This window comes from Glutamicibacter sp. FR1, from assembly GCF_047300825.1.
Lineage (GTDB): Bacteria > Actinomycetota > Actinomycetes > Actinomycetales > Micrococcaceae > Glutamicibacter > Glutamicibacter nicotianae.
The window spans coordinates 2,746,831-2,770,719 of sequence record NZ_CP178602.1; the positions used below are offsets into that span (position 1 = coordinate 2,746,831).

Annotated in this window: 24 protein-coding genes; 16 read left to right on the forward strand and 8 right to left on the reverse strand. The window is 62.6% G+C overall.

Annotated elements, in window-relative coordinates; genetic code table 11:
* The first annotated feature begins 4 nt into the window (after positions 1 to 4).
* Positions 5 to 544, forward strand: coding sequence for a DUF1697 domain-containing protein (locus tag ACLQ8T_RS13215; protein ID WP_204722851.1), 540 nt, complete (start codon positions 5 to 7; stop codon positions 542 to 544).
* 60 nt (positions 545 to 604) lie between these two features.
* A complete protein-coding gene (locus tag ACLQ8T_RS13220; protein WP_413454883.1) occupies positions 605 to 1,261 on the forward strand; it encodes a trimeric intracellular cation channel family protein in 657 nt (218 codons plus the stop codon).
* Here the strand turns inward: ACLQ8T_RS13220 and ACLQ8T_RS13225 are convergent.
* Positions 1,258 to 2,514 carry a CynX/NimT family MFS transporter gene (locus ACLQ8T_RS13225; RefSeq protein WP_413454884.1) on the reverse strand — a complete coding sequence of 419 codons (1,257 nt, stop codon included), beginning with the start codon at positions 2,512 to 2,514 and terminating at the stop codon, positions 1,258 to 1,260. The two genes, ACLQ8T_RS13220 and ACLQ8T_RS13225, sit on opposite strands and share 4 nt — an antisense overlap.
* 17 nt (positions 2,515 to 2,531) lie before the next feature.
* The gene (locus tag ACLQ8T_RS13230) at positions 2,532 to 3,086 is read right to left on the reverse strand and encodes a TetR/AcrR family transcriptional regulator (RefSeq protein WP_413454885.1); all 555 of its coding nucleotides are present in this window, start codon (positions 3,084 to 3,086) and stop codon (positions 2,532 to 2,534) included.
* A gap of 134 nt (positions 3,087 to 3,220) precedes the next feature.
* Between ACLQ8T_RS13230 and ACLQ8T_RS13235 the strand changes: the two genes are divergently transcribed.
* From ACLQ8T_RS13235 to ACLQ8T_RS13245, 3 genes are all read left to right on the forward strand, one after another.
* Positions 3,221 to 4,738, forward strand: coding sequence for an MFS transporter (locus ACLQ8T_RS13235; RefSeq protein ID WP_413454886.1), 1,518 nt, complete (start codon positions 3,221 to 3,223; stop codon positions 4,736 to 4,738).
* Positions 4,739 to 5,030: 292 nt separating this feature from the next.
* Positions 5,031 to 5,234 carry a cold-shock protein gene (locus ACLQ8T_RS13240; RefSeq protein ID WP_013349999.1) on the forward strand — a complete coding sequence of 68 codons (204 nt, stop codon included), beginning with the start codon at positions 5,031 to 5,033 and terminating at the stop codon, positions 5,232 to 5,234.
* A 127-nt stretch (positions 5,235 to 5,361) separates the two neighbouring features.
* On the forward strand, positions 5,362 to 6,354 hold the full coding sequence (locus ACLQ8T_RS13245) for an LLM class flavin-dependent oxidoreductase (protein WP_413454887.1): 993 nt from the start codon (positions 5,362 to 5,364) through the stop codon (positions 6,352 to 6,354).
* Here ACLQ8T_RS13245 and ACLQ8T_RS13250 read toward each other — a convergent pair.
* Both ACLQ8T_RS13250 and ACLQ8T_RS13255 read right to left on the reverse strand, forming a co-directional pair.
* Positions 6,341 to 6,823 carry a hypothetical protein gene (locus ACLQ8T_RS13250; RefSeq protein WP_204722856.1) on the reverse strand — a complete coding sequence of 161 codons (483 nt, stop codon included), beginning with the start codon at positions 6,821 to 6,823 and terminating at the stop codon, positions 6,341 to 6,343. The genes ACLQ8T_RS13245 and ACLQ8T_RS13250 overlap by 14 nt on opposite strands.
* Positions 6,824 to 6,844: 21 nt before the next feature.
* On the reverse strand, positions 6,845 to 8,110 hold the full coding sequence (locus ACLQ8T_RS13255; RefSeq protein WP_413454888.1) for an MFS transporter: 1,266 nt from the start codon (positions 8,108 to 8,110) through the stop codon (positions 6,845 to 6,847).
* Positions 8,111 to 8,328: 218 nt separating this feature from the next.
* On the opposite strand from ACLQ8T_RS13255, the gene ACLQ8T_RS13260 reads away from it, so the two are divergent.
* The 4 genes from ACLQ8T_RS13260 to ACLQ8T_RS13275 all read left to right on the forward strand — a co-directional run bounded on the left by ACLQ8T_RS13260 (position 8,329) and on the right by ACLQ8T_RS13275 (position 11,277).
* On the forward strand, positions 8,329 to 8,802 hold the full coding sequence (locus ACLQ8T_RS13260; RefSeq protein ID WP_174520626.1) for an Lrp/AsnC family transcriptional regulator: 474 nt from the start codon (positions 8,329 to 8,331) through the stop codon (positions 8,800 to 8,802).
* Between the two features lie 135 nt (positions 8,803 to 8,937).
* Entirely contained in the window at positions 8,938 to 9,201 is a 264-nt protein-coding gene (locus ACLQ8T_RS13265) for a hypothetical protein (protein ID WP_204722858.1), read from the forward strand.
* A gap of 46 nt (positions 9,202 to 9,247) precedes the next feature.
* Positions 9,248 to 10,153: a LysR family transcriptional regulator gene (locus ACLQ8T_RS13270; RefSeq protein ID WP_413454889.1), complete on the forward strand. Its 906-nt coding sequence runs from the start codon at positions 9,248 to 9,250 to the stop codon at positions 10,151 to 10,153.
* Positions 10,154 to 10,212: 59 nt separating this feature from the next.
* Positions 10,213 to 11,277: an enoyl-CoA hydratase/isomerase family protein gene (locus tag ACLQ8T_RS13275; RefSeq protein WP_413454890.1), complete on the forward strand. Its 1,065-nt coding sequence runs from the start codon at positions 10,213 to 10,215 to the stop codon at positions 11,275 to 11,277.
* On the opposite strand, the gene ACLQ8T_RS13280 is transcribed toward ACLQ8T_RS13275, so the two are convergent.
* The 3 genes from ACLQ8T_RS13280 to ACLQ8T_RS13290 form a co-directional block, all read right to left on the reverse strand.
* Entirely contained in the window at positions 11,274 to 13,037 is a 1,764-nt protein-coding gene (locus tag ACLQ8T_RS13280; RefSeq protein ID WP_239543856.1) for an FMN-binding glutamate synthase family protein, read from the reverse strand. The genes ACLQ8T_RS13275 and ACLQ8T_RS13280 overlap by 4 nt on opposite strands.
* Before the next feature lie 62 nt (positions 13,038 to 13,099).
* On the reverse strand, positions 13,100 to 14,860 hold the full coding sequence (locus ACLQ8T_RS13285; RefSeq protein WP_413454891.1) for an amino acid ABC transporter ATP-binding/permease protein: 1,761 nt from the start codon (positions 14,858 to 14,860) through the stop codon (positions 13,100 to 13,102).
* Positions 14,860 to 16,599, reverse strand: a complete 1,740-nt coding sequence (locus ACLQ8T_RS13290) for an ABC transporter ATP-binding protein/permease (protein ID WP_413454892.1) — start codon at positions 16,597 to 16,599, stop codon at positions 14,860 to 14,862. The genes ACLQ8T_RS13285 and ACLQ8T_RS13290 overlap by 1 nt, the downstream gene beginning before the upstream one ends.
* 119 nt (positions 16,600 to 16,718) lie before the next feature.
* On the opposite strand from ACLQ8T_RS13290, the gene ACLQ8T_RS13295 reads away from it, so the two are divergent.
* A complete protein-coding gene (locus ACLQ8T_RS13295) occupies positions 16,719 to 17,705 on the forward strand; it encodes an acyl-CoA thioesterase (protein WP_413454893.1) in 987 nt (328 codons plus the stop codon).
* On the forward strand, positions 17,702 to 18,310 hold the full coding sequence (locus ACLQ8T_RS13300; protein ID WP_413454894.1) for a phosphoribosylanthranilate isomerase: 609 nt from the start codon (positions 17,702 to 17,704) through the stop codon (positions 18,308 to 18,310). Before ACLQ8T_RS13295 ends, ACLQ8T_RS13300 begins: the two co-directional genes overlap by 4 nt.
* A gap of 23 nt (positions 18,311 to 18,333) precedes the next feature.
* Here the strand turns inward: ACLQ8T_RS13300 and ACLQ8T_RS13305 are convergent, their stop codons facing one another.
* Positions 18,334 to 18,885 (reverse strand): acyl-CoA thioesterase, encoded by a 552-nt coding sequence (locus ACLQ8T_RS13305; protein ID WP_413454895.1) that lies wholly within the window; start codon positions 18,883 to 18,885, stop codon positions 18,334 to 18,336.
* Between the two features lie 150 nt (positions 18,886 to 19,035).
* Here ACLQ8T_RS13305 and ACLQ8T_RS13310 point away from each other — a divergent pair, with 150 nt between their 5' ends.
* From ACLQ8T_RS13310 to ACLQ8T_RS13330, 5 genes are all read left to right on the forward strand, one after another.
* Positions 19,036 to 20,406, forward strand: coding sequence for a sensor histidine kinase (locus ACLQ8T_RS13310; RefSeq protein ID WP_413454896.1), 1,371 nt, complete (start codon positions 19,036 to 19,038; stop codon positions 20,404 to 20,406).
* Positions 20,403 to 21,068, forward strand: coding sequence for a response regulator (locus ACLQ8T_RS13315; RefSeq protein ID WP_204722868.1), 666 nt, complete (start codon positions 20,403 to 20,405; stop codon positions 21,066 to 21,068). Before ACLQ8T_RS13310 ends, ACLQ8T_RS13315 begins: the two co-directional genes overlap by 4 nt.
* A gap of 79 nt (positions 21,069 to 21,147) precedes the next feature.
* Complete coding sequence (locus ACLQ8T_RS13320; protein WP_204722869.1) at positions 21,148 to 22,029, forward strand: ABC transporter ATP-binding protein; 882 nt, start codon at positions 21,148 to 21,150, stop codon at positions 22,027 to 22,029.
* Positions 22,026 to 23,198 (forward strand): ABC transporter permease, encoded by a 1,173-nt coding sequence (locus tag ACLQ8T_RS13325; RefSeq protein ID WP_413454897.1) that lies wholly within the window; start codon positions 22,026 to 22,028, stop codon positions 23,196 to 23,198. The genes ACLQ8T_RS13320 and ACLQ8T_RS13325 overlap by 4 nt, the downstream gene beginning before the upstream one ends.
* A 54-nt stretch (positions 23,199 to 23,252) precedes the next feature.
* Positions 23,253 to 23,852 (forward strand): hypothetical protein, encoded by a 600-nt coding sequence (locus ACLQ8T_RS13330; protein ID WP_413454898.1) that lies wholly within the window; start codon positions 23,253 to 23,255, stop codon positions 23,850 to 23,852.
* The last annotated feature ends 37 nt before the right edge of the window (positions 23,853 to 23,889 follow it).

Sequence of the window (23,889 nt, forward strand, 5' to 3'; positions counted from 1 at the left end):
ATCCATGACGAGATATGCAGTTTTCCTGCGTGGTGTGAACGTCGGCGGGGTCAAGGTCCTGATGAAAGATCTGGTCCGCCTGCTTGAAGATGCTGGTTTCACCGATGTGAAAACGCTTCTGGCCAGTGGCAATGTCGTGCTCAGCGCGCGCAGTGCTGACCTGCTGGCCGTCAAGGAAAAATGCGATGCGGTCCTGGCCGAACACTATCAGCGGCCGATTCCCACGATTGTCTGCACCGTAGAGGAAATCCAACGGCTCTCCCAGCCTTTCCCGCTGCCTTTGCCTGAACCGGCCAGCGAGCACCACGGGTATTACTCGCTCTGCGAATCAGCTGCGGATGCCCAGGCGTTGGGCTCTGCCATCCAGGACCTGGCTGAGCCCGCAGCCCATCTGGTCCAGGACCGTGCCGTGGCATGGATTGTCCGCAAGGGGCAGAGCACCACGAATCCCGTCGGGAAGCTCATGGACGCCCAGGCTAAGCAACGCCTGGTGACGACCAGGAACCACAACACCCTGGTCAAGGTCGCAAAGATTCTTGGCTGAGATCGCCGGTGAGCAATAATTGAGCCTTGTCCCCCTGATTGACCTGCAAAAGGCTTCGGAATGTACATCCTGATCGAACTCATTGGCATTTTCTTCTTCGCCGTCGCGGGTTCCTTGATGGCCGCGCGCCGCGGATTTGACCTGCTCGGCTCCGCCTTCCTCGGCGGAGTCTGCGGTTTGGGCGGTGGAGTGGTCCGGGATTTGATTCTCAATCAATCACCGGCGACGTTCGAGCACCCAGTGTATTTTGTGCCCCCGCTGCTCGCTGCACTGTGCGTTTACGCGTTTACCCCAGCGGTGCAGAAATTGCACCGACTGGTCCAGCTCTTCGATGCGGCGGGGCTGGGCCTGTTCTGCGTCACCGGTACGCTCAAGGCCCTTGAAAACAACTTTAATCCGGTTACGGCGGTCTTGCTCGGTGTCATCACGAGCGTGGGCGGCGGCTTGATGCGCGATGTCATCTCCAATGTCACCCCTGATTTGTTCAACCCGCGCGACATCTATGCGCTGGCCGCCATGGTGGGCGCGGCGCTTACCGCCGTGGCATGGCATCTGGGTGTGATGAACGTTCCGGTGGGTGCGGGCATTGCCGCTTTGGCTTTCGCTATCCGCGTCGCATCCATCCGCTTCAGTTGGTCGGTGCCGCTGGCCGCTGGCCATTGGCATCGATCCCATCCCGCGCCGGGGCCCAGTGATGGTCCCCAGCGCCACTATTAGTCGATGCGCTCGAGCTTGCCCAGCTCTTCGGTGCCTGGCGAATCGTCTTCGATGGTGCGTGGCGGGTTGATGATGATCGCACCGATCAGCATCACCACGACGCAGCCACCGAGCATGGAGAAGGCTGCTCCCCACGAATCGGTGGCCTTCTGCACCACGCCGAAGAGCATCGGAACCACTGCGGCGCCTGCGTAGCCCAGTCCCTGGGCGAAACCGGAGAGTACCCCCGAGCCGTATGTAGTGCGCGAGCGCAAGTTCATCATCAGCAAGGCGACGGCAAAGGTGCCCTGCCCGAGCCCGGCCAGGCAGATCCACAGCGCCGTATTCTGTGTTGGCGACAGGTAGATGCCAAGGTGGCCGGAGACCCAGCAGGCGGTGAAGACCAGCACTGCAATGATCGGATGCTTCAAGCGCGGTACCCAGAGCGGGACCAGGAGGCTGACCGGCAAGCCGAGGATCGCGAAGAGCGCGAGCATGTTGCCGGCAGCCAGTTCGTCCAGGCCGCGGTCCTGCAGGTACGGCGGAAGCCAGGTGAAGTAGACGTAGGTCTGCGCCGAGTTGCCCGCCAGGAAAATCGCCAGGCCCCATGCCACCTTGGACTTCCACGGGTTGATCTTGGCGATCGGCTGCGGTAGCCCACTGGGGTGCACCGGGTTATCCGGGCGTTGCGTCCCGCGGTCGGCGAAAAGCTGCACCACCCAGGGCACCAGAACGATGCCCGACAGGGCGGCCCAGGAGCCGATGGACACCTTCCAGTCGCTGAGGTTGGCCAGCGGGACAGAGAACTGCGGGGCCATCCAGGTGCCGACGGCCAGCATCGTGACATAGCCGCTGGTGACCATGCCGATGCGGTCCGGGAAGTACTTCTTGACCAATGGCGGCAGCACCACGTTGCCCATGCCGTAGCCGGCCAAGGTAATGATCGACAGGGCGAGGAAGGAGTAGACCTCGGGCATGAAGACCCGGGCGACCTGGCCGATGACTGCCAATGCCAGCGAGATCATCAGGGTTTTTTCCAGACCGAACGCCTTGATCAGCCGCGGGGTGAGCAGCCCGAAGACCGCGAACGCAATGGGTGCGAGCATGGCCAGCAGGCCGATGGTGAACTCCGTGAATTCAATGTCCGACTCAATGCGGGAGAGCAGTGGGGATACGGAGACCACTGCGGCGCGGAGCGAGAGCGCCAGCAGCAGGATGCCAAGCAGTGCTCCAACTCGTCCTCTGATTGGAGAAGCGACGCTCTGGTTCTTCATTGATTTCTACCTGCTCGCTATTCGTTGAGGTTTCCCAACTTTTTTATTTTCGAAACTAACTCTAGTAAGCGATCGAGCTCACCATCAAAATTGCGCTCGTACCAAGTCCCGGGCAGGGCCAGGTTTGCGTAGAGCCCCTCGCCGGCAAGCATCACCAGATGCGCGATGTCCTTGCTGCCGACTTCATCCAGAATGCACCGGTACCACCGCTCATTGGTGCTCTCGATTTTCTCCGTCGCCGCCTTGACCCCGGCCTGGGCCAGGCGTTGCAGGGCCACCAGATGCCGGTCCAATTCGGTATCGACTTCCGCGCTGGTGCGCACGTAATAAACCGACGCGCCCTCCGCCGCGGTGCGCATCGACTCCGCATCCCGGGCAACATGCTCCTCCGCGGCTTCGATGACTGCGTCGGCCAGGACTTCCTTGGAGGCGAAGTGGTACAGCAGCCCTCCCTTGGAGACTCCAGCGCGTGCGGCCGTGGCGTCCAGCGTGGCAGCCCGCTCCCCTTCTTCGCACAATAGTGCGATGTAGGCGTCAAGCACTTTGCCGCGGGCAGCGGGTGGGCGAGCCATAGTTCTCCTTTTCCAGGGCATAGTTCGTGATCGATCTGACTTTACCAACAATTGTAACTATACCGTCTAGACGGTACAGTTATTAACTGCGGCAGAGAGCCGCGCATTCCACTTCCTACCCAAGGGCGAACGTCATGACCTCGAATATCTCCGAACGCGCACTCATGCTCAGCAAGCCGCGCCGTTGGGCGGCGCTGGTTGTCCTGCTGTTCCCCGTCCTGCTGATTTCTGTCGACAACACTGTGCTGTCCTTCGCGGTGCCGTCAATCACCGAAGCACTGTCCCCAACCGGAAACCAGCTGCTGTGGATCATCGACATCTACCCGCTGATCCTGGCCGGATTGCTGGTGCCGATGGGTTCACTGGGCGACCGCATCGGCCGGCGCAAGCTGCTGCTGATCGGCGCTACCGGCTTCGCGCTGGTCTCGGCACTGGCAGCCTTCGCCACGGACGCCACACAGCTGGTCGCAGCCCGCGCCCTGCTGGGCATCTTCGGCGCCATGCTGATGCCGGCCACGCTGTCGCTGATCCGAAACATCTTCCCGGATGATGTTGAACGCCGCACCGCCATTGCGGTCTGGGCGGCTGCATTTTCCGGCGGCGCAGTGCTGGGCCCAATTGTCGGCGGCGTGCTGCTGGAGCACTTCTGGTGGGGCTCGGTCTTCCTGATGGCCGTGCCAATGCTGCTTCCCCTGCTGATCGGCGGCATGATCCTTGTTCCCGAATCCAAGGACCCGAACCCTGGCCGTGTGGATCCATTCTCGATCCTGCTCGTGGTCTTCACCCTGCTGCCTTTCGTCTACGCGATCAAGACCGCGGTCAGCGCGCCGTGGTACTTCTCAGCCGCGGCCATCGTCCTCGCCATTGTGTGCGGCGTTGCTTTCGTGCGCCGCCAGCTCAAGACCCAGCAGCCGATGCTCGATGTCCGGCTGTTCAGCAACGCGCTGTTCTCGGGCGCGCTGATGGTCAACCTGATCGGCATCTTCTCGCTGGTGGGCTTCATCTACTTCGTCTCACAGCATCTGCAGCTCATTGCAGGGTTCTCCCCGCTCCAGGCGGGGCTCTGGATGACGCCCGGTCTGGTGCTGACCATGGGCTTCGGCTTGCTCTCGGTGGCACTGTCCCGCCACTTCGGCACGCCGAATGTCATGGCCATTGGTCTGATCCTCTCCGCGGCCGCCTACCTCATGGTGATCATGGCAGGAGAAGGTTCCAACACTTTCCTGCTGCTGGCCGCATTTGCAGTCCTGGGCACGGGCATCGGCATGACCGAGACCTTGTCCAATGACATGGTGCTCGCAGCGGTTCCAGCGTCCAAGGCCGGCGCGGCCTCGGCCATCTCTGAAACCGCCTACGAGGTGGGGTCGGTACTGGGTGTCGCGGTGCTGGGGACCATCTTGAATACTGTCTATTCCTCGCGGCTGCTGGTTCCGGGCTCGCTCACCGACACCCAGGCGCAGCTGGCAGGTGAGACATTGGGTGGTGCACACCATGTGGCCGCTTCGCTGCAGCTTGCCGACGCGCAGGCCCTGCTGGACTCCGCCGCGCTGGCTTTCGACCACGGCGTGGTGCTCACTTCCGGTATCGCCGCAGTCTTGTCACTGGTCGCTGCAGCAGTGGTGTTCCGCGTTATCAAACCCGCATTTCGATGAACTCCTCGAACCAGTTACCCAAATTTTTGATTAATTGGTTCAAAGTTGTTCATTTGTCGTCAGCAAACACGTAGGCTAGGCAATGTAGTTCCAAAGTAATTCGCGAAGTACCCGTTAGAAGTTTGTGAATGTCTTACCACCTCGGTTGACGCGAGCCCCTTCTAGACGTGAAGTGAATGACTTGGCTGCTTCGCATCATTCGTAATCCTTCCCGGATGCCGAACGGTGCGTAGATTACAACCAAGCTCGCCGGCTAAACGGCGAGAAACGTCTGAAAGGACCAAATAAGAATATGGCAACCGGAATCGTCAAGTGGTTCAACGCTGAAAAGGGCTTCGGCTTCATCGCTCCAGACAGCGGCGATCCAGACGTCTTCGCACATTTCTCCGCAATCCAGACCCAGGGCTTCCGCACCCTGGACGAGGGCCAGAAGGTGGAGTTCGAAGTCGTTGAGGGTCCAAAGGGTCTGCAGGCTGCAGACATTCGCGCTCTCTAAAGCAGGGCTTTGGCACTTACGCCAGACTTAGCCTAGGAAACGGCTATCCGCACAGCGGGTAGCCGTTTCCTGCGTCTGCGGCAGAAATTGAAGGAATATTTCCTAGCCATCGGCGGTTGTACCGGATGTGAAGCTTTCTATCCTGGATCTGGCACCGGTTGCACCCGGGTCAACGATTTCCGATTCTTTCAAGTCCTCCGTCCGCCTGGCGCAAACCGCAGAACGCCACGGGTATGAACGCGTCTGGTACGCGGAACATCACAATATGCCCACCATCGCTTCCAGTGCGACCTCGTTGCTGATCAGCCACATTGCCCACCACACCGAAACCATCCGGCTGGGCTCGGGCGGCATCATGCTGCCAAACCACTCCCCGCTGGTGATCGCCGAGCAGTTCGGCACGCTGGCCGAAATCTACGGCGACCGCATCGACCTGGGCTTGGGCCGCGCCCCGGGCACCGACATGACCACCTTGCGCGCCTTGCGCCGCGATCCCTCGGCCGCTGATTCCTTCCCGCATGACGTGCTGGAACTGCAGGCTTACCTGGCCGGCGAATCCCGGGTTCCCACCGTGGCAGCCACCCCGGGTGCAGGGACCAACGTCCCGCTGTACATTTTGGGATCCTCGCTTTTCGGCGCAAAGCTCGCAGCCCAGCTGGGCCTTCCATATTCCTTCGCTTCGCATTTCGCACCTGCGGCGCTGCATGAGGCAATCCGCATCTACCGCGACGAATTCACCCCATCAGAGCAGCTGGCTGAACCGTATGTCATTGCCGGAGTAGGCGTACTGGCTGCGGAAACTGCCCAGCGCGCGCATGAACTGCTGGAAGTTGCCCAGCGCCATCGGGTGGCCAGCTTCATCGGCCGCTCGGCGAAGAAGGAGTTCACCGAAGCAGAGGTCGATATGCTCATGGATACTCCGCAGGCGCAGCAGATCCTGGACATGATGCGCTACACGGCAGTGGGCACCGGGGAGCAGGTAGCTGAATACTTGCGCCACTTCGCTTCGGCAGCGCAGGCGGATGAACTGATCACCATCCATTACCCCACCGAGGAGCAGGCCCGGCTGGATTCGGTGATGATTACCGCCGAGGCCTGCCAGCTGGCTATTGCCCAGTAATTCCGATCCAGCGCTTTGCTGCCATCACCAGCAGCGCCACCAGGGCGAGGGTCAAGCAGAACTCGACGCCAATATAGGCATAGTGCCATAGCGATCCGCCATCCGAATTTCCTGCAAGTACCGCATCGGTACGCGCGGAAAGTCCAGGGCGGATCGCTGCGGTTTTAAGCAGCAGCATCAATCCGACCAGCCCTACGCCCCAACTCCATGCCTTGCCGGCACCACGCTTGAGCGAACCGGCAAGCAGGGCGATGAAGAACAGGATCTCGACCATGTTCATGGCGAAAAAGACCCGGCGGCCAATGCCCAAGCCCAAGGGAATGGTAATCCCGGGTGCGGTGAATTTCAGTGGAGCCTCGATGAACGAGATGCCGATAATCAGGCCGAGCCACAGTGCAGGAATGTAGATCCGTGCGGCCATAGCGCACTTGGCGCCCGTGCTGGCAAGCGCGTGCAAAGAACTAGTCATGCTTCCACAGTACGCCGGATCCTAGCGTGCTCGGCGCAGTCCCGTCCATGCCCAGATCGTGAGCGCAGCGGCCACCACGGAGCAGAAGAGGGAGAAGACCAAGATGCTTTGCTGCTGTCCGAAGACTCCCACGGCCCAGCCCAACGCGATGACCGGAACAGCGCTGCCAAGGTAGGTCACCAGGTAGATGGTGGACACCGTTTGGGCGTGCTGATGGTCGCTGACTGCATCCACAGCGGAGGCGAATGCGGTGCGGAAGGCGATGCCCTGGCCCAGGCCAAGGAGCACCAAGGCAGCGATCGCCCAGGCCAGCTGACGATGCTCGGCGGCCACCGCCAACCCTACGGTGGAGGTTGCCAACAGCCCGAGTCCAATCGGCAGCAACTCCTTCCCGCCACGCACCACCAGCTGCGACAGGGCGGAGATGCCCAGGGGTAGGCCGGCAATCAGGCCAATGGCCAACAGCGACTCCAGGCCGAAGGCACTGGCGAAATAGCCCGGGGCCAACGACAGCACGAACCCGAAGATGGCAAAGCTCAAGAAGCCGACCAGGGCAGCGAGCCAGAATTGCTCCCGGGCCGAGCTGGGGATCCCCAAGGGGCGTGGGGCCAGCGCCTTGCTCCGCTGACCGCGTTCGACCAGTGCGATTGCGGGACGTGCCTGCAGGGTGCTCAAGGGAATCAAGACCAGCAGCAGCAAGAATGCCTGCACCACGAACACTGTGTGGCGTCCGCCGGGCAGGTCCGCCAGGGCGCCGCCGAGCACCGGACCGAAGGCGACACCTCCAGAAGATGCCAGCAGCGTGAAGCGCGAGGCCCACTCGGGCCGGGATGGAAGCAGCTCACGAAGCGCCGCTGCGCTGGCGCCTGTAGCCAAGGCGACCCCGGTGCCCTGCAGTCCACGGCCAAGGCACAGTTCCAGCAGATTGCTGGCCGAAGCGAACACGAGGGTACCGGCGATCGAGACGACGACTGCTACCACCAGCGCTGCACGGCGGCCTATATGATCCGACCAGTGTCCCACCGTCGAGAGGAAGAGCATCAGCGAACAGACATAGCTTGCGAAGGCCACTGTGGTTCCCATGGCACCCAGACGCAATTCGGCTTGCAGCGCCGGGTATAAGGGGGTAGCCAGGTTGGCCCCGACCAGCAGCAGGAAGCTGACTGCCACGGTGATCACCAGCCGGGCGGTGAGCCCCGGGTTCCAAGAGAGGACGCGATGGTTCATGGGCTGCATGCGCAGCTCGCTGATGACCGACAAATTCACTCCCAGAATCAAAGTAGCCACTACCAATTGGGCAAGAACGGTGCCCGGAAAAGTTTTTACCGGTGGGGCCACTCGCTACCCCACCGGTGAGTTGAGCGTTCTGCTTGCGTTTGTCTACTGCAACAGACCGTTCAATCACTAATATCCGCTCGTCAGAAGCAACCAGGGATATTTCTTGCTAGAATTTGAGCAGTTTGTTCAAAAAATTGGCCCTGCAATTGACCCGGAGTGAGCATATAGTGCGATTAGATGATGTAGACCTGAAAGTGCTGCTCGCGCTGATCAAGGATCCCCGCATCCAGATCTCTGAACTCGCAGATGAGGTCGGTGTTGCGCGCAACACAGCGCAGTCGCGCTTGCGCCGGTTGCAGCGTGCCGAAATCCTGCGTGATGGCGGCCGTGACATCGATTTGAGCAAGCTCGGCTATGACGTCCTGGCCTTCGTGACCCTGGAGGTGAACCACCGCGACCTGGATTCGGTCATCACCGCACTGCGCCAGATCCCCAACGTGCTCGAAATCCATGAGACCTCCGGACGCGGCGATGTCTGGGTGCGGCTCATCGCCACCGACACCCACCAGCTGCAGTCGGCGTTGCGCCAGATCCTGCGCATCAAGGGGGTCACCCGTTCGGAAACCACCTTCGCGCTCCATACGCATTTGGCCTACCGTGCCGCTCCCCTGCTGGAGCATTATGCGGAACATGACCACTAGGAAGTCATTCACTATCCACTGCAGAAAACAAGTCTTTCGTTTCGAGTATTCGGGTCCTACTCTGGGAATACGAGAAGTCACGAGGTAAATCCCCGGCTTCCGGCGGATCCCTCGTATTCGACGAAGGAGTACGCAATGAGCAAGGATTTCGACACTACAGAATTTGCGCCGGAGTACGGCAACGATATCTACGAACCCGATGACGGTCGGGATTCCCAGGCTTATGAGGGCTCCAGCGACATGCCCGAGACGATGCGCAATCTCGACCCGCTGGCACAACGCCACTACCTCTATGACGATGATCTGGAAACCGAGGATGATCTGGACAACGAATTCACCTCAGAAGAAGACGAGGACGGGGAAAATTCGGAGCTCGTTGATCTTGAGGACGAACTCTAGTCCGCGGGCTAAGCAAACCTTGGGCTAAAGGCCATAGACTTTAGAAGTGATTAATCCAGTTCATCTGCGCACATTGCTCGAAGTGGTGGCGCATCGTTCCTTTGCCACGGCCGCAACCCGCTTGGGCTACACGGCCAGCGCTGTCTCCCAGCAGATGACAGCATTGGAGCGGAGCACCGGAACCACGCTGTTCCTGCGCGGCGCACGCTCCATCACCCCGACGCCAGGGGCGGTGCGCATGGTGCGCCACGCCAAACGAGTCCTGACCGACCTCGACGCACTCATGGCAGACGTCGCCACGATATCCACCGAGCCTACTGACCTTGAGGAAATCAAGCTCGGCATCTTCCCATCGCTGGCCACCTACGCACTGCCGCAAATTCTCAAGGCCCCGGATTGGTCCTCCTTGGGCATCAACCTGCGCCTGTGGATCGGCGAACCCCAGCAGACTGTCGCGGGGCTCGGCACCGGCGGCGACCTCGACCTCGCACTGATTTTCCAGGTGGGACCCGGCGGACTGTCCTGGCCGGCATCCCTTGAACGCACCTGGCTGGGCGATGACCAATTCCGCGTGGTCATCCCGGCATCCTGGCCAATCGCCGAAGACTCCCAGCTGACCGTGGACCAGTTGGCCGAATGGCCATGGATCTTCCACCACCCGGGCACCTCGGACGCCACCCTGATTTCCCGGTTGTTCTCGTCCTACAACATCCACCCGCAGGTGGCCGCCTACTGCGATGACTTCAATGCGTCGCTGAGCCTGGTGTCCTCGGGTCTGGGAGCCGCATTGGTCCCCGATCTGGCCATGGCCAACGCTCCGGAAGGCATCCGCATCGTGGATGCGCCCGAAATCCGGCTGGCCCGCTCCATCTTCGCGCTGAAGCCTGAGAATTCAAGGAAACCGAAGGCAGCGCTGGTCTTGGACCGGCTCGCCCAGGTCCTCTCCCGCTAATTCATTGCGCCGCGGCCCCAGCGATGGCCGCCTGAGTCCCAAGAAAGAGGAGTATCCCGGTGGAGAACCCAAGCCCTGCATCCTCCAGCGACAGCGTGGTCATCTCGGCCGTGCATGGCCCCATTGGCCATATCCAGCTGAACCGCGCCGGCAAGCTCAATGCGCTGACTCTGGAAATGCTTACCGAGCTGGGCCGGGTGCTGCGCGCATGGGCCGCGGACCCTTCGATTTCCCTGGTGTTGCTCACCGGCCGCGGCGAGCGCGCCTTTTGCGCCGGCGGGGATATTGCCGATTTCCATGCAGCGGTCACCACCGGACGGCACCAGGATTTTGTTGATCTGCTCTCCGCCGAATTCGAGCTCGACTATCTGATCTCCGCCTACCCCAAGCCGCTGATCAGCTTGGCCCACGGCATCACCATGGGCGGAGGCATCGGGTTGGCCTCGCACGCACCGGTGCGTCTGGTGACCCCGAACGCCACCATGGGAATGCCCGAAGCGAAGATCGGCTACACCCCTGATGTGGGCGGCAGCCACCTGCTGGCCAACGCACCGGGACACTTCGGCGAATACTACGCCATGAGCGCGCAGTCCTTCACCGGAGCAGATGCAGTGCTTCTCGGCTTCGCCGACGTCGTGATCACCGAGGAATTCGCCGCGAACATCCTCGATGAGCTAGAGGAATTCGCCGGGCTGAATGCCGGCGAGATCGCGGCAGCCATCGAGGTCATGCACGGAGCCCCGGAATCCTTCGCCCTGGAGATGGACCGCGGCTGGATCGACCATGCTTTCAGCGCCGGCTCCCCGCAGGAAGTCATCGAGCGACTGGAGCAGATGATCCATCCCGCGGCGCAGCGTGCAGCGCAGCTACTGGCAGCGAACTGCCCCACCAGCATGGCCAGCGCCTTCTACAACGTGCGTGCCGCCCGTGCTGAGCAGGACCTGCGTTCGGCATTGGACCGCGAACTGCGCTCGGCCCGCTACCTGATGCACCGCCCGGATCTTGCCGAGGGAATCCGTGCCCAGGTCATTGACAAGGACCGCAATCCCACATGGATTCCGTCTTCGCTGGACGAAGTCGACCACGCGGCCTTGCGGTCCCTGGCTACTGGTTCCGAAGGCTAGCTGTCGGCCCCGGGCTTGCCTTCTGGCCGGGTCACATCCGCATGCACCGGACGCACCTTCGCTGATTCCCGCGGCTCGATGCGCGGTGCGCTCACCGCATCTTCTGGTTCATAGACCGTCGACGGGGTGATGTCCACGCTCCTGGGTGCCGCATAGTCCAGCGGTGCATGCTCGCCGAAGTGGTCCGCATCCGCCTCGTCCCAATCGTCCTTCCAGGAACTTGGAATGTCCTCTAGCAGCTCGCCAGGACGCAGCCACTGGAACAGCGAAGCGTAGGAGCGGGTGGACTGCAGGTTCACCCGGCGGCGCAGCATCCTGGTGTTCAGCTGTTCCGGGCTGGTCAGCCCCATCGAGGCCATGATCTGCGCGCATTCGGTCACAGTCAGGCGATGGTAATTGTAGACGCGGTGCCCCTTGTCCTCCACATCCAGTGCGCGCATCAGGCGCTTGTTCTGCGTGGCAACGCCCACCGGGCAGTGGTTGGTGTGGCATTGCTGGGCCTGGATGCAGCCGGTGGCCATCATCATGGAGCGTGCCGAGAAGGTGAAGTCCGCACCCTGGATCAGCCGCTTGATGATGTCCGAGCCGTTGGCGACCTTGCCCGCGGCGGCGAGGCGGATTTCATCGCGCAATCCGGCACCCACCAGGGTGTTGTGCACCAGCATCAACCCTTCGGTCAGCGGCGCGCCGACATGGTCTTCGTATTCCAGCGGGGCGGCGCCGGTGCCGCCCTCGGCACCGTCAATGGTGATGAAATCCACCAGGATTCCGGTTTCCAGCATGCCCTTGCACAAGGCCATGACGTCGGTGCGGGAACCGACGCAGAACTTGATCCCCACCGGCTTGCCTCCACTCAGTTCGCGCAGCTTCGCCACGAAATGCATCAATTCGCGCGGGGTGGAGAACTCTGCGTGGCTTGCGGGCGAAATGCAGTCCACGCCCATCGGGACATCGCGGGCCGCGGAGATCTCTTCGGTGACCTTGGCAGCTGGCAGCACGCCACCGAGCCCGGGCTTGGCGCCCTGGGAGAGCTTGATGGTGATGCCCTTGACGTTCTCGTGGTTCGCCTTGGCCGCAAAGGTTTCAGGGTTGAAACGGCCTTCCGGGGTGCGGCAACCGAAGTAGCCCGAACCGATTTCCCAGAACAGGTCGGCACCGTATTCCAGGTGGTACTTGGTCAGCCCGCCCTCGCCGGTTTCGTGGACGAACTCGCCCATAGCCGCTCCCTTGTTCATGGCCAGCACGGCGTTGGCGGACAGCGAACCGAAGCTCATCGAGGAGATGTTCATCAGCGAGATCTCATAGGGCTTCGAGCACTGGCTGGAGCCCACCCGGACGCGGTGCTGCGAGGTTGCCGGAGCCACCGGGGCCGCCGAATGCAGCAGGTATTCGTGGCCGACTTCATTGACGTTCAGCTCCGTGCCGAAGGCCTTGTGGCTATCTGCGCCCTTGGCCCGTGCATAGATCAGCGAGCGGGTATCGCGGCTGAAGGGACGTCCATCAGTATTGCGCTCGATGAAATACTGCTGGATCTCGGGGCGGATGAACTCGAAAAGGTAGCGGGCGTGCCCGACGATCGGGAAGTTGCGCAGGATCGCGTGCTTCTTCTGCCACAGGTCCCTGATGCCCAGCAGCACCAGCAAGCCGGTCAGCACGACAAGGATCCACCAGACCCATTCTCCGGAGGTGCCGGCAAGGATCGCCGTCACCACGAAGCCAGTGAATAGGACAGCCAGAAACAGGAGAACCACTATTCGCATCATATTGCGAGCCTAGTACGTCCCTTCCAGCTTGTCAGTCCCCTCAAGCCAGCGCCCATGAATCAGCTGGGCAGGACCCTGTCTGCTTCGCGCACGGACATGCGGGAGAACAAGGATTGCTCGTCGGCCAGCAGATCCTGCGCCGCACCGCGTTCGCACACCCGGCCATCGCGGAGCACCAGCACGCTTTGTGCCCGGTGCAGGATCGAGAGCCGGTGGCTGATCATCAGCACCGCCATCCCTTCGGCGCGCCGGCGCTCCACAGCATCCAGGACCAGCTGCTCGCTGCTGGCGTCCAGCGCGCTGGTGGATTCATCGAGGATCAGCACCGCAGGCTGGCGCAGCAGCGCCCTGGCCAGGGCCACCCGCTGCCGCTGGCCGCCGGAAAGCCGTGCAAAGCGATCCCCCAGCCGGGTCTGCAAACCGTCCTTCTGCTTGCGCAGCCATGGCCCCATTCCCAGCTCTTCAAGGACCGCTTCCATCGCCGCGTCGCTGATCCCCTCGGCACCGAGCAGCAGGTTCTCGCGCAGCGTGCCGCGGATCATCACCGCCTCTTGGGAGACCAGGATGATTCGCTGGCGCAATTGCGCCAAGCTCGCCGCTTCCAGCGGCACATCAGCAAAGCTCGTCATGCCTTCCGCTTCCACCGACCGCACGAGGGCGGCGGCGATCGAGGACTTGCCGGAGCCACTCTCGCCCACCATGGCGATCAAGGATCCCGGTTCGAGGTCGAAGTCCACGCCCTGAACGGCGCGACAGCCGTCGAATTCAACACAGAGATCCGAAACGCGCAAGGTGCCGGTGGCAGGCAGTGGCAGCGGGTTGGCCGTTTCATGCACCGGATGGCTTGCTGCTGCGGTGGCATGCAGCCGGCGAGCGCTGGCCAGCGAATCCTGCAGGCCCAGGATGAAGCCGTCCACGGCGCGCGCCGCTTCATAGGACGGGACCAGGGCGCAGCACACCAGGAGCAGCGTGCCGAATTCCCCGGCGGATCCCAGCAGGACAAAGAGCGTGAGCAGGCTGCCCCAGATCACCAGCTGGGTCAGCGTGGCCCGTACTGCGGTCCAGATACCGGCCGAGCGGGCGGCCTTCCTGGTCTGCTGCAGGCTGCCGCGCAGGCTCTCCATGACCGTTTTGCCGGCGTTGAAGCCGTGGATCACGTCGATGCCAGCCAGCGTGTCGGTCAGCAGCTGATTCTGGACGCCGCGGGCGGCGGCGGTGCTCCTGGCGCTGGAGCGCAGGGAGCCGACGCCGATGGCCGGGATGAGCACGCCAATGAGCACATAGCCGGCGAGCAGCACCAGGGCTGGTTCGCTGCCGAAGAGCGTCCAGGTGCCCCATGTTGCCAGGACGCTGACCACCACGGCCGCCACGGCCGGGGGCAGGGTGTGCGCGAAGAACACCTCGACCTTGTCGATGTCGCTGGTGGCCTTGGCGAGCATCCCGCCGGAATTCTTGGTGCCCGCGGTGAACGGCGCTTGGCGTTCGAAGGCCTCGTACATGCGGTTGCGCAATCGTGCCAGCGACAGGAACGCCACCCGGTGGCCAACATACTGCTCCAGGTAGCGCAGTGCTCCCTTGGCCAGTCCCAAGAAGATCACCGCGGCTGCCAGCATGCCCCAGCCGGTGCCGGCTGGCAGCATCCCGGTGTCCAGCTGCACGGCCTTGGCCAGGCCGAGGCCGGCGATGACGTAGATTCCCAGGGACGCCAGCCGGGTAGCGCAGGCGAGCACGCAGGCCAGCAGCAGCGGCGGGAGCAGATCCCTGGTGCTGCCCAGCAGCCAGGCGACGGTCTTGAGCGTGGAGGTTTTCCGCGTATGCATCAGTTTCCCTCCCCTATTTCGGTCCGGCCACCGGTGTGCAAGGCTTCGGCGCGGTGGCGGAATCCGTCCATTGCCTCTTTGAGATAGCCATCGGTGGCAAGCAGTTCTTCGCGGCTTCCGGCCTGGATGAGCTGTCCCTGGTCCATGACCAGCACATAGTCGTAGTCGGCGAGCAGACCCAGACGGTGGGTGACGGTAATGACCGTGGTGCTGCGGTCCAAGCCACGCAGGGTTCCGAGCACCTCCGCTTCGCTCTGCACATCCAGGGCGCTGGTCGGTTCATCGAGCAGCAGTATCGGACGCTGCGCGAGCAAAGCCCGGGCAAGCGCCAGGCGTTGGGCTTGGCCGCCTGAGAGGCGTGCCCCTCCTTCGCCCAGGCGTTGGTTCAATCCATCGGGCTGTCCGTCGAACCACGGTCCCAACCCGACCCGGCGCAGCGTGTGGAGCAGGCCGCCGTCGCTGGCGCCGGGCGCGCCGAGCAGGAGGTTCTCGCGCAGGCTCATGCCAAAGAGCGTTGCCTGCTGTTCCACCACGGCGGTGCTGGCTTTCAGGGTAGCCGGGCCCATGGCCTGGCGGGCATCGCGGATAGTGCCCTCTGACGCCTCGAGCTGGCCCTGGAGCACGCGCAACAGGGTCGTCTTGCCGCTGCCCGAAGGCCCGATGATGGCCGTCCGCGAGCCTGCCGGGAAATGCCAGGAAATGCCGGATAGCGCATGCTGCCCGCTGTCGTAGTCGGCGCTGACGCCTTCTAGGATCAGATCGCGGTGGCGCAGGTCCACGTCCAGCGGGTTGGCCATGGAACGGTGCATCGGGATGCCAGCGACTTCCGCCAGCTTCTTCTCGGCGGCTTTACCGGTCATCCCGATGTAGAAGAAGCTGCCCACGTAGTTCACCGGGGCGAGCATCAAGAAGCTCAGGATCACCAGGGACAGCGCTGCACCGGGCGAGATGGCCCCGGAGCCGGCGCGCCACCAGGCCAGCAGGCAGGCGGTGGCAAGCAGCAACACGGCGAAGCTTGAATCGATGACCAGCAGGATCAGCTGGTTGCGGGCCAGCAGCTTCATCACCTGCTGTCGTACCCTTTCGGTTGCCTTTTCGATGCGGGCGCCCATCCAACGGCTGCCGCCGTTGAGCTTAAGCATGCCCAGGGAGCGCAGCGCATCAAGGAAGGTCGCTGAGAGGATGCCCTGGGCTCGGCGGTATTCTCCGTTCGAGGCGCCGAAGCGTCGCTGGAAGCCCAGCACGATGACCGGGACAAGGGCGGTGGGAACCAGCATCAGCAGTGCGCTGAGCGGGTCAATGGCAAAGGCGATGAAGCACAGGATCAACACCGGGGTGGCCACTGCGGAGACAGCCGGGCCGATGAAGCTGGAACGGTACTTCACCGATCGTTCCACCGAATCCATGGCCGCATGGACAAGTTCCCCCTCGCCTGCGGCACGCGCCGCCAGCGGGCCTATGGACAGATAGTGCTTGAGCAGCTTCAGGCGGTGGTGCTCGGTGAGGTCTTGGCCGTTGCGCGAGATCACCACGGGAATCAGGAAGGTGGCGACGGCCATGGCCAGCAGCTCGCCGATAGCACTGAAATACCATTGGGCGCCCAGCTGGCGATGGGACAAGAGCTCATCCAGGCCCTGGCCCACGACGATCACCAGGCCGGCGGTTCCGGCCGCGGCAATCAGGCTCAGTGCCACCACTATGGCTGTTGACGCCGAAAAAATTCCAAAGACCCTACGCACCCTCCTATCCTAGGCCAGAGCCACCCGGCAGCCGCCCGCCGCGGAATGTGCCGTCAAAGCGCGGGCCGTGAAGCGTCATACGTTGCCTGTGGCCTGCGAAGTGCGCGAAACTGGAGTGCATGAGCACTCCGGAGCTGAAACAACGTCCGCATTCTGTCACCTTGCGGTTCCTCGCCGCGCCGACCGACGTCGATGTGACCGGGATTGTGGCTGCGGGCACCGTTCTCGAATGGGTCGACAAGGCCGCCTACGCCGCAGCGGTGGGATGGTCCTCCAGCTATTGCGTCACCGCCTATGTCGGCAACATCCATTTCGAGGACCCGATCCACTCCGGGGATCTGGTGGAGGTCACCGCTTCGGTGGTGTACACCGGCACCAGCTCGATGCATATCCATACCGAGGTGTCCTTCAGCGATCCGCGCGAATTGCGGCCAGTGAAATCCAGCAGCTGCCTGGTGATCTTCGTAGCCGTGGACGAGGAGGGCAAGCCGACACCGGTTCCAACGTTCACCCCGGGCACGGCCAAGGAAATCGCCATGCGCGAGAATGCGCTGGCCCGTATCGAGATCCGCGAGCAGATTGTCGCGTCCATGAATGGCCAAGTCTACACCGATGAGGGCACCGCCGAGCGCGTGGTCCTGCGCTTTTTGGCCGCGCCGACCGATGTGAACTGGGGCGGCAAGGTGCATGGCGGCATTGTGATGAAGTGGATCGATGACGCCGCGGAGCTGTGCTCGGCCCGCTACTGCCAGCAGGAAACCGTTGCGGTGTTTTCCGGCGGGGTGCGCTTCTACCGGCCGCTGTTCATCGGCCACCTGGTGGAGGTCGAAGCCCGCCTGGTCTACACCGGGAACAAGGGCATGCACATTGCCGTGCATGTGCGTTCGGGCGATCCGAAGACCACCGACATGCAGCTGACAACCTACTGCCTGACCGTGATGGTCACGCGGGATGAAACCGGGACTGCTGTTCCGGTCAAGCCGTGGGTCCCGGTCTCCGAGGAGGACCGGCGGCTCTGGAATCACGCCCGCGATCTGCTGGCCATCCGCGCGAACGCGCCCGGCGGCTACACCCCAGTGCATCTGGCCGAGGAGAACGCCAAGTGAGCACAGATAAGCCATTCGTCAAGGTTTGCGGCCTCTCCACAGCCCAGGACGTGGACGTCGCCGTGGCCCACGGCGCCGATGCCGTCGGGTTCGTGCTGACCGAAAGCGTCCGCGAAATTCCGGTCCAGCGCGCTGCCGAACTGGTCAAGGCGGTTCCCGCAGGCATTGCCACCGTCGCAGTCTTCCGCGGCGAGGACATCGGCAAGGTGCTGGAGCGGGCCGGACAGGCCGGCGTGGGCTGGGTGCAGCTGCATGGCCAGCGCACCGCAACGGATGTGGCCGCCGCCCACGAGGCGGGGTTCAAGGTCATCCGTGCGGTACGCCGCAATGACCCCGAAGAGCAGTTCGCCGATTGGGGCGAGGAGCTGCTGCTCATCGACGCCTCGGTTCCAGGCAGCGGCGAAAGCTGGGACTATGCGGCGGTGAAGGACCTGGCCGCGGGACGCCGCTGGCTGGTGGCCGGCGGGCTGTCCGCGCAGAATGTGACTGAAGCCTTGGACACCTCCGGCGCTTTCGGCGCCGATGTCTCTTCCGGCGTGGAGTCAGCGCGCGGGGTCAAGGATCCCAAGCTGATCGCCAGTTTCATCGAAGCAGCCAAGTCCTAGCCAAGCTCCCCGCGACAGCTGATTCAGCGGATCCAGTTATGCGGGGCGGGCTTGCGGGTGCTGGGCAGCGCACCGTCCTCGCGCCATTGGTGCAGCCATTGAGGCAGCACCAGGTCTTCCGGCATTTCCAAGCCGACAGCCGCCAGGATTTCCTCATTGGGAACTGCGCCCTTTTTCGAGGTCATGCGGGTGGCAATGTAGGCGCGGGCGTAGATCTCGCCCTTCACCACGATGCGCTGCTCGAAGTAGATGCACTTGTCGTCCATGCCGATCAGCCGGGTTTCCTGCGAGAACTTGGTTCCCAGGCGGACCGACTTGCGGAAGGTGATGGTCTCGGTCTGCACGACCGGAACCCACTTGTTCTTGGACATGATGTCCCAGACGCCTGAGCGGAACATCAGATCGAAGCGTCCGAGGTCGAAGATGGAGAAGTACATGCCGTTGTTGATGTGGCCGGCAAAGTCGATATCGGTCAGCGTGGCGCGCATGTCCACTGAGCTGGTGTCGAACAAGGTCAGCTTGGAAGCCGTCTTGCTTTTCAGGTAGACCAGGAGGATTCGGAAAATCATGTGCATACCATCACATTACTCGTTAGTAACCTTTATTCCTAGATCATGTCCTTCCCAGCTCAGCATCGAGACTAAGCCTCCAGGCTCATGCCCGGAACAGCGCAAAACGGTAAAATCGGTTCCAATGCCTCGCCAACGCAACAAACAAGGAACATCATGCGCCGACTGCCCGAGCTAGTTCACCGTCGGCTCCCGACGCTGCCTCCGGTGGATTGGGAACGCCCCGCTCCCGGTCGGAAGGGACTGCGCCGCGATGTGATCGTTGCCGCGGGCTTCCTGCTGCTGGCGCTGGCCATGCACGAACTCATGCAGTCCCTGACCGAACGGGAGGACGCGCCAGATCGCCTGCTCGCCTACCTGGTCCTGGCGTCCTTGATCGTGCCGCTGATGTTCCGCCGGCGCTGGCCGATTTCGATGATGCTCATCGGCTCGGCTGCCTTCTTCGGCGCCGGTAACGAGAACACCTACCGGGTCGGCATGGAACTCTGCGCGCAGCTGGCCTATTTCATTGGCATCTACACGGCGGTTACCTGGTCGAAGAACCGCCGGGGCCTGTGGACAGCGATGAGCCTGGTGCTGTTGTTCATGGCCACCTGGCTGATCATTTCCTTTTTCTCCTCGGACTTGTTCAAGTCGACCGGCACCTCCATGGTCGAAGAACCGGCAGGCGTCCTGCCCGCAGCCACGGCCTTCGTCCTCTACAACCTGCTGATGAACCTGATGTTCTTCGGTGGTGCGATCTTCCTTGGCATGGTCAGCTGGACCAACGCCTACGCCAGCCAGATCGTCGAAATCCAGGCGCAGCGCATTGCCGAGCAGTCCCAGCAGCTGGCAGACCGCGCGGTCAACCAGGAACGGCTGCGCATTGCCCGCGAATTGCACGATGTGATCGCGCACCACATCGCCTCGGTGGGAGTCCAGGCTTCGGCCGCCCGCATGGTGCATGACCGGGATCCCCAGCAGTCAATCGAGCTGATGCGCGGCATCGAATCCTCGGCGCGCAGCGCGGTCAGCGAAACACGCGCCCTGCTGGGCGTATTGCGCGAACATGACGACCCGGATGATGTGCCGGGCTCGGCCGAGCGCGCACGGAACCCCGAACCGTCCATGGCGCAGCTCGATGAGCTGATCGCCACGAATGAACGGCAGGGACTGGGCATCCAGCTCTCGTGCGATGAGCACCAGCCCGGCTTCATTTCTTCCCTGCCAGCCGGCCTGTCTCTCGCGCTCTACCGCATCAGCGGCGAGGCCTTGGCCAACGTCCGCGCGCATTCCACTGCCCGCACAGCCACCTTCTCGCTGCGCTCGGGAACCGATGCGGAGGGCGCATGGGTAGAAGTCGAAGTCACCGACAACGGCCGCCCGCGTCCCGATTCAGCCGGAGGCGGCTACGGTCTGCGAGGCATCCGCGAACGTGCCAAGCTGCATCACGGGTTGGTGGAAATCGGCCCGCGCATTCCGCACGGCTGGCGTACCCGAGCCCGGTTGCGGGTGGTCTCCGACGCGGCAACTAGACTGTCATCATGAGCAAAATTACCGTGGTGATCTGCGACGATCAGTCCCTGATCCTGTCGTCGCTGAAATTGATCTTGCAAACCGACCCGCAGATCCAGGTCATCGGCACCGCAGAGAACGGCCAAGCGGGCCTGGACATGGTCCGCGACCTGAATCCCACGGTGGCGCTGATGGATATCCAGATGCCGCAGATGGACGGCATCGAAGCCACCAAGCTCATCGCCAGCACCACGCAGACCAAGGTCATCGTGCTGACCACCTTCAACCGCGACGACTACCTCTTTGACGCCATGGATGCCGGCGCCAGCGGTTTCCTGCTGAAGAATGCCGACCCTGAAATGCTGGTCACCGCTGTGCACCAGGTCGCCGCCGGCCATGGGCTGCTCTCCCCCGAAGTCACGCTGAAGCTCATCCAGCGTGGGACCGGGGCTGACGCTGGCGCGGATTCGGCAGAGCCATCTGCCGAAGCACAGCAGCTTGAAACGCTCACCGAACGCGAACGCCAAGTCCTGTCCGAGCTGGCCCAGGGCAAGAACAACCAGGAAATCGCCGCGGTGCTCTCGCTGTCTGAAGCCACGGTGAAGACCCACCTGTCCAACCTGTTGGCAAAACTGCACCTGCGCGACCGGGTGCAGGGTGTCCTCTTCGCCCACCGCGCCGGACTCATCCAATAGTTTCATTCCCCAGAGGGAGCGCAAATGCTCCGTCTTTTCCTAAGCTGATGACCAGGAACAATATCTGGCAGAGGAAAGCATGCTTGAGCTACATCATGTCTCGCGGTCATTCGCGCAGAATCCAGTCCTGAACGACATCAGCTTCACCGTTCCCGGCGGGGCGCTGACCGGATTCGTCGGCGCCAACGGTGCCGGGAAGACCACCACCATGCGCATCATCATGGGATTGCTCAGTGCCGATTCGGGTTCCGTGACGCTCAACGGCCAGCCGCTGACCGGGGCTACGCGCCCCAACTTCGGCTACATGCCCGAGGAGCGCGGACTGTATCCCAAGCAGCCCGTTATCGACCAGCTGGTCTACCTCGGGCAGCTGCATGGCATCTCCCGGTCCGGTGCGCGCGAACGCGCCATGGACCTGCTGGCCCGCTTCGGACTCGATGACCGGGCCAAGTCGAAGCTCGAATCGCTGTCCCTGGGCAACCAGCAACGCGTGCAGGTTACCGCTGCTTTGCTGCACGAACCCGACGTGCTGATCCTCGACGAACCCTTCAGCGGCCTCGACCCGATCGCAGTGGATGCAATGAGCTCCATCCTGCGCGACTATGCGGCGCGCGGCGTTCCGGTGCTCTTCTCGTCGCATCAGTTGGACCTGCTCGATGTGCTGGTGGATCACCTGGTGATCATCCAGGACGGCAGGATCCTGGCTAATTCCTCGGCTGCCGAGCTCCGTGCAACCCAGGCTTCCCGGCACCGGCTCTCCCTGGGATCCGACACCGGGTGGCTGCGCAGCGAACCGGGCGTCACCGTCATCGATATTTCAGGCCACGAGGCTTTGGTGAATTTCCATTCCGAATCAGATGCCCAGCGAGTGCTGGCCACCGCCATGAGCCGCGGCCCGGTGGCAGAGTTCGCGGTCCACCGCCCTTCGCTGGCCGACATCTACCGGGAGATCATCAAGTGAACGCTTCCACAGCCCCATGGCTCATCGTTGCCCTGCGCGAAGTAGAAACGAAGCTGCGCGACAAGGCCTTCATCATCAGCACCATCGTGACCTTGCTGTTCATCGTCGGCTCGGTGGCCATTACCGGTGTCCTGGGAAATCGCACCTCGCATTTCGCCGTGGCGGCCACCGACGATACGAGTTACCAGGTGCTGGAGCAGGTGATCAAGGATCGCCCCGACGATGTGGAATTGAGCATTTCACGGCTCACTGCCGAGAATGCAAAGCAGCAGCTCTCCGCCGAGCAGCTGAGCGCCATCTTGTCCGCTTCGGATGACGCACAGGAATTCACGTTGACCGGTTTCGCCGAGGTTGACCAGGAGCTCAGTTCACTGGTTCGCGAGGCGATGAAAACGGTGATGACCGATCGGCTGCTTGCCGAGGCCGGGCTGGACTCATCCAGCATGCCGGAAAACGACGATTTGGTCACTGAGCAGCTTCACGGCGATTCCGAACGGGCGGCGATGGCCAGTGTCATGGGGTTGGTCTTCTCCTTCCTCTTCTACATGGCAGCGTTCCTGTTCGGCATGCCCATTGCCAATTCGGTAATTGAGGAGAAGCAGAACCGCGTGGTCGAGATACTGGCCAGCACCATCCGCTTGCGCCAGCTGCTGGCAGGAAAAATCATCGGCAATGTCATTCTGGCGATGCTCCAGCTGCTGTCCTTCCTCAGCATCGGCTTGCTGGCCGCCTATATTTCCCCGATCCAGATTCCGTTCCTCGGAATTGTCACCCAGGTGGCCGGATGGTTCGTGGTGTTCTTCTTCGGCGGCTTCCTGCTCCTGGCCGGGATCTGGGCGGCCCTGGGGTCCTTGGCTACCCGCACCGAGGATCTGCAGCAGTCCAGCGGGCCGGTGGTAGGGCTGTTGATGGCGGTGCTGTTCATCGGGTTGTATGCCAAGGGCAGCTTCCTGGTGGTCGCTTCCTACATTCCCATCGTCTCCTCGGCCGCGATGCCCATCCGCCTGCTCTCCGGCGAGGTAGCGATCTGGGAACCGGTGCTTTCCCTGGCTATCCTGCTTGCCGCCTGCTGGCTCGTCTTGCTGTTCGCGGAGCGGATCTACCGCCGGGCGGTAATGCACACCGGTGGCGCGCTGACTTTGCGCAAGGCACTGAAGCTCGAGGTCTGAGCCGGTGAAGCGGGACCAAGACGTTGCACAGCCAGCGTCACTAGACTTGAACAAGTGAGCGAAGAAAAACCACTGTTGCATCTGCCGGCCCGCCTGATCATTGTCTGGCTGGTGCTGATCGTTGGCATTACCGGATCCACGCTGCTGTCCACCGCCGACTATGTCACCGGTGGCAGCCTGTTCTCGCTGATTGCCCTCTGGGTGATCAGGCTCGTGGCGATCGGCAGCTTCTGGCTGCTCGAAGCACGCAAGGACACGAAGATCTTCGCGATGCTGCTGGTCCTGCTGTCGCTGGTCCTGGACATCCTGCTGAAGCTGCCAGTGCTGGACACCGTGGAGTACGGCGACTGGTTCCTGGTCTCCGCGCTGGATCTGACCGGCATGTACACCGGCTACTTCACCGTGTGGGGCATCGTGCTCCCTGTGCTGTCGCTGGCCGGCTGGTTCATCCTGCGTCCGCGCAAGCTCGCCGGCTGGATTGTCGGCCTGCTCTCCGCGGTGGGCCTGGGCTTCGTTGCCCTGTCGGTAGCTGGTTCGGCCAGCGGATCCGTCTTCGCCTTCACCCTGGCGACCTTGGCGCGCTACCTTGTTCCTGCGCTGCTCGCCGCCGCGGCCGATTCCCTGGCCGCCAAGCTCAAGGAACGCAAGAAGTAGATAGTTCTCAAGAAAAAGGCTGTGGCCAGCATCCATT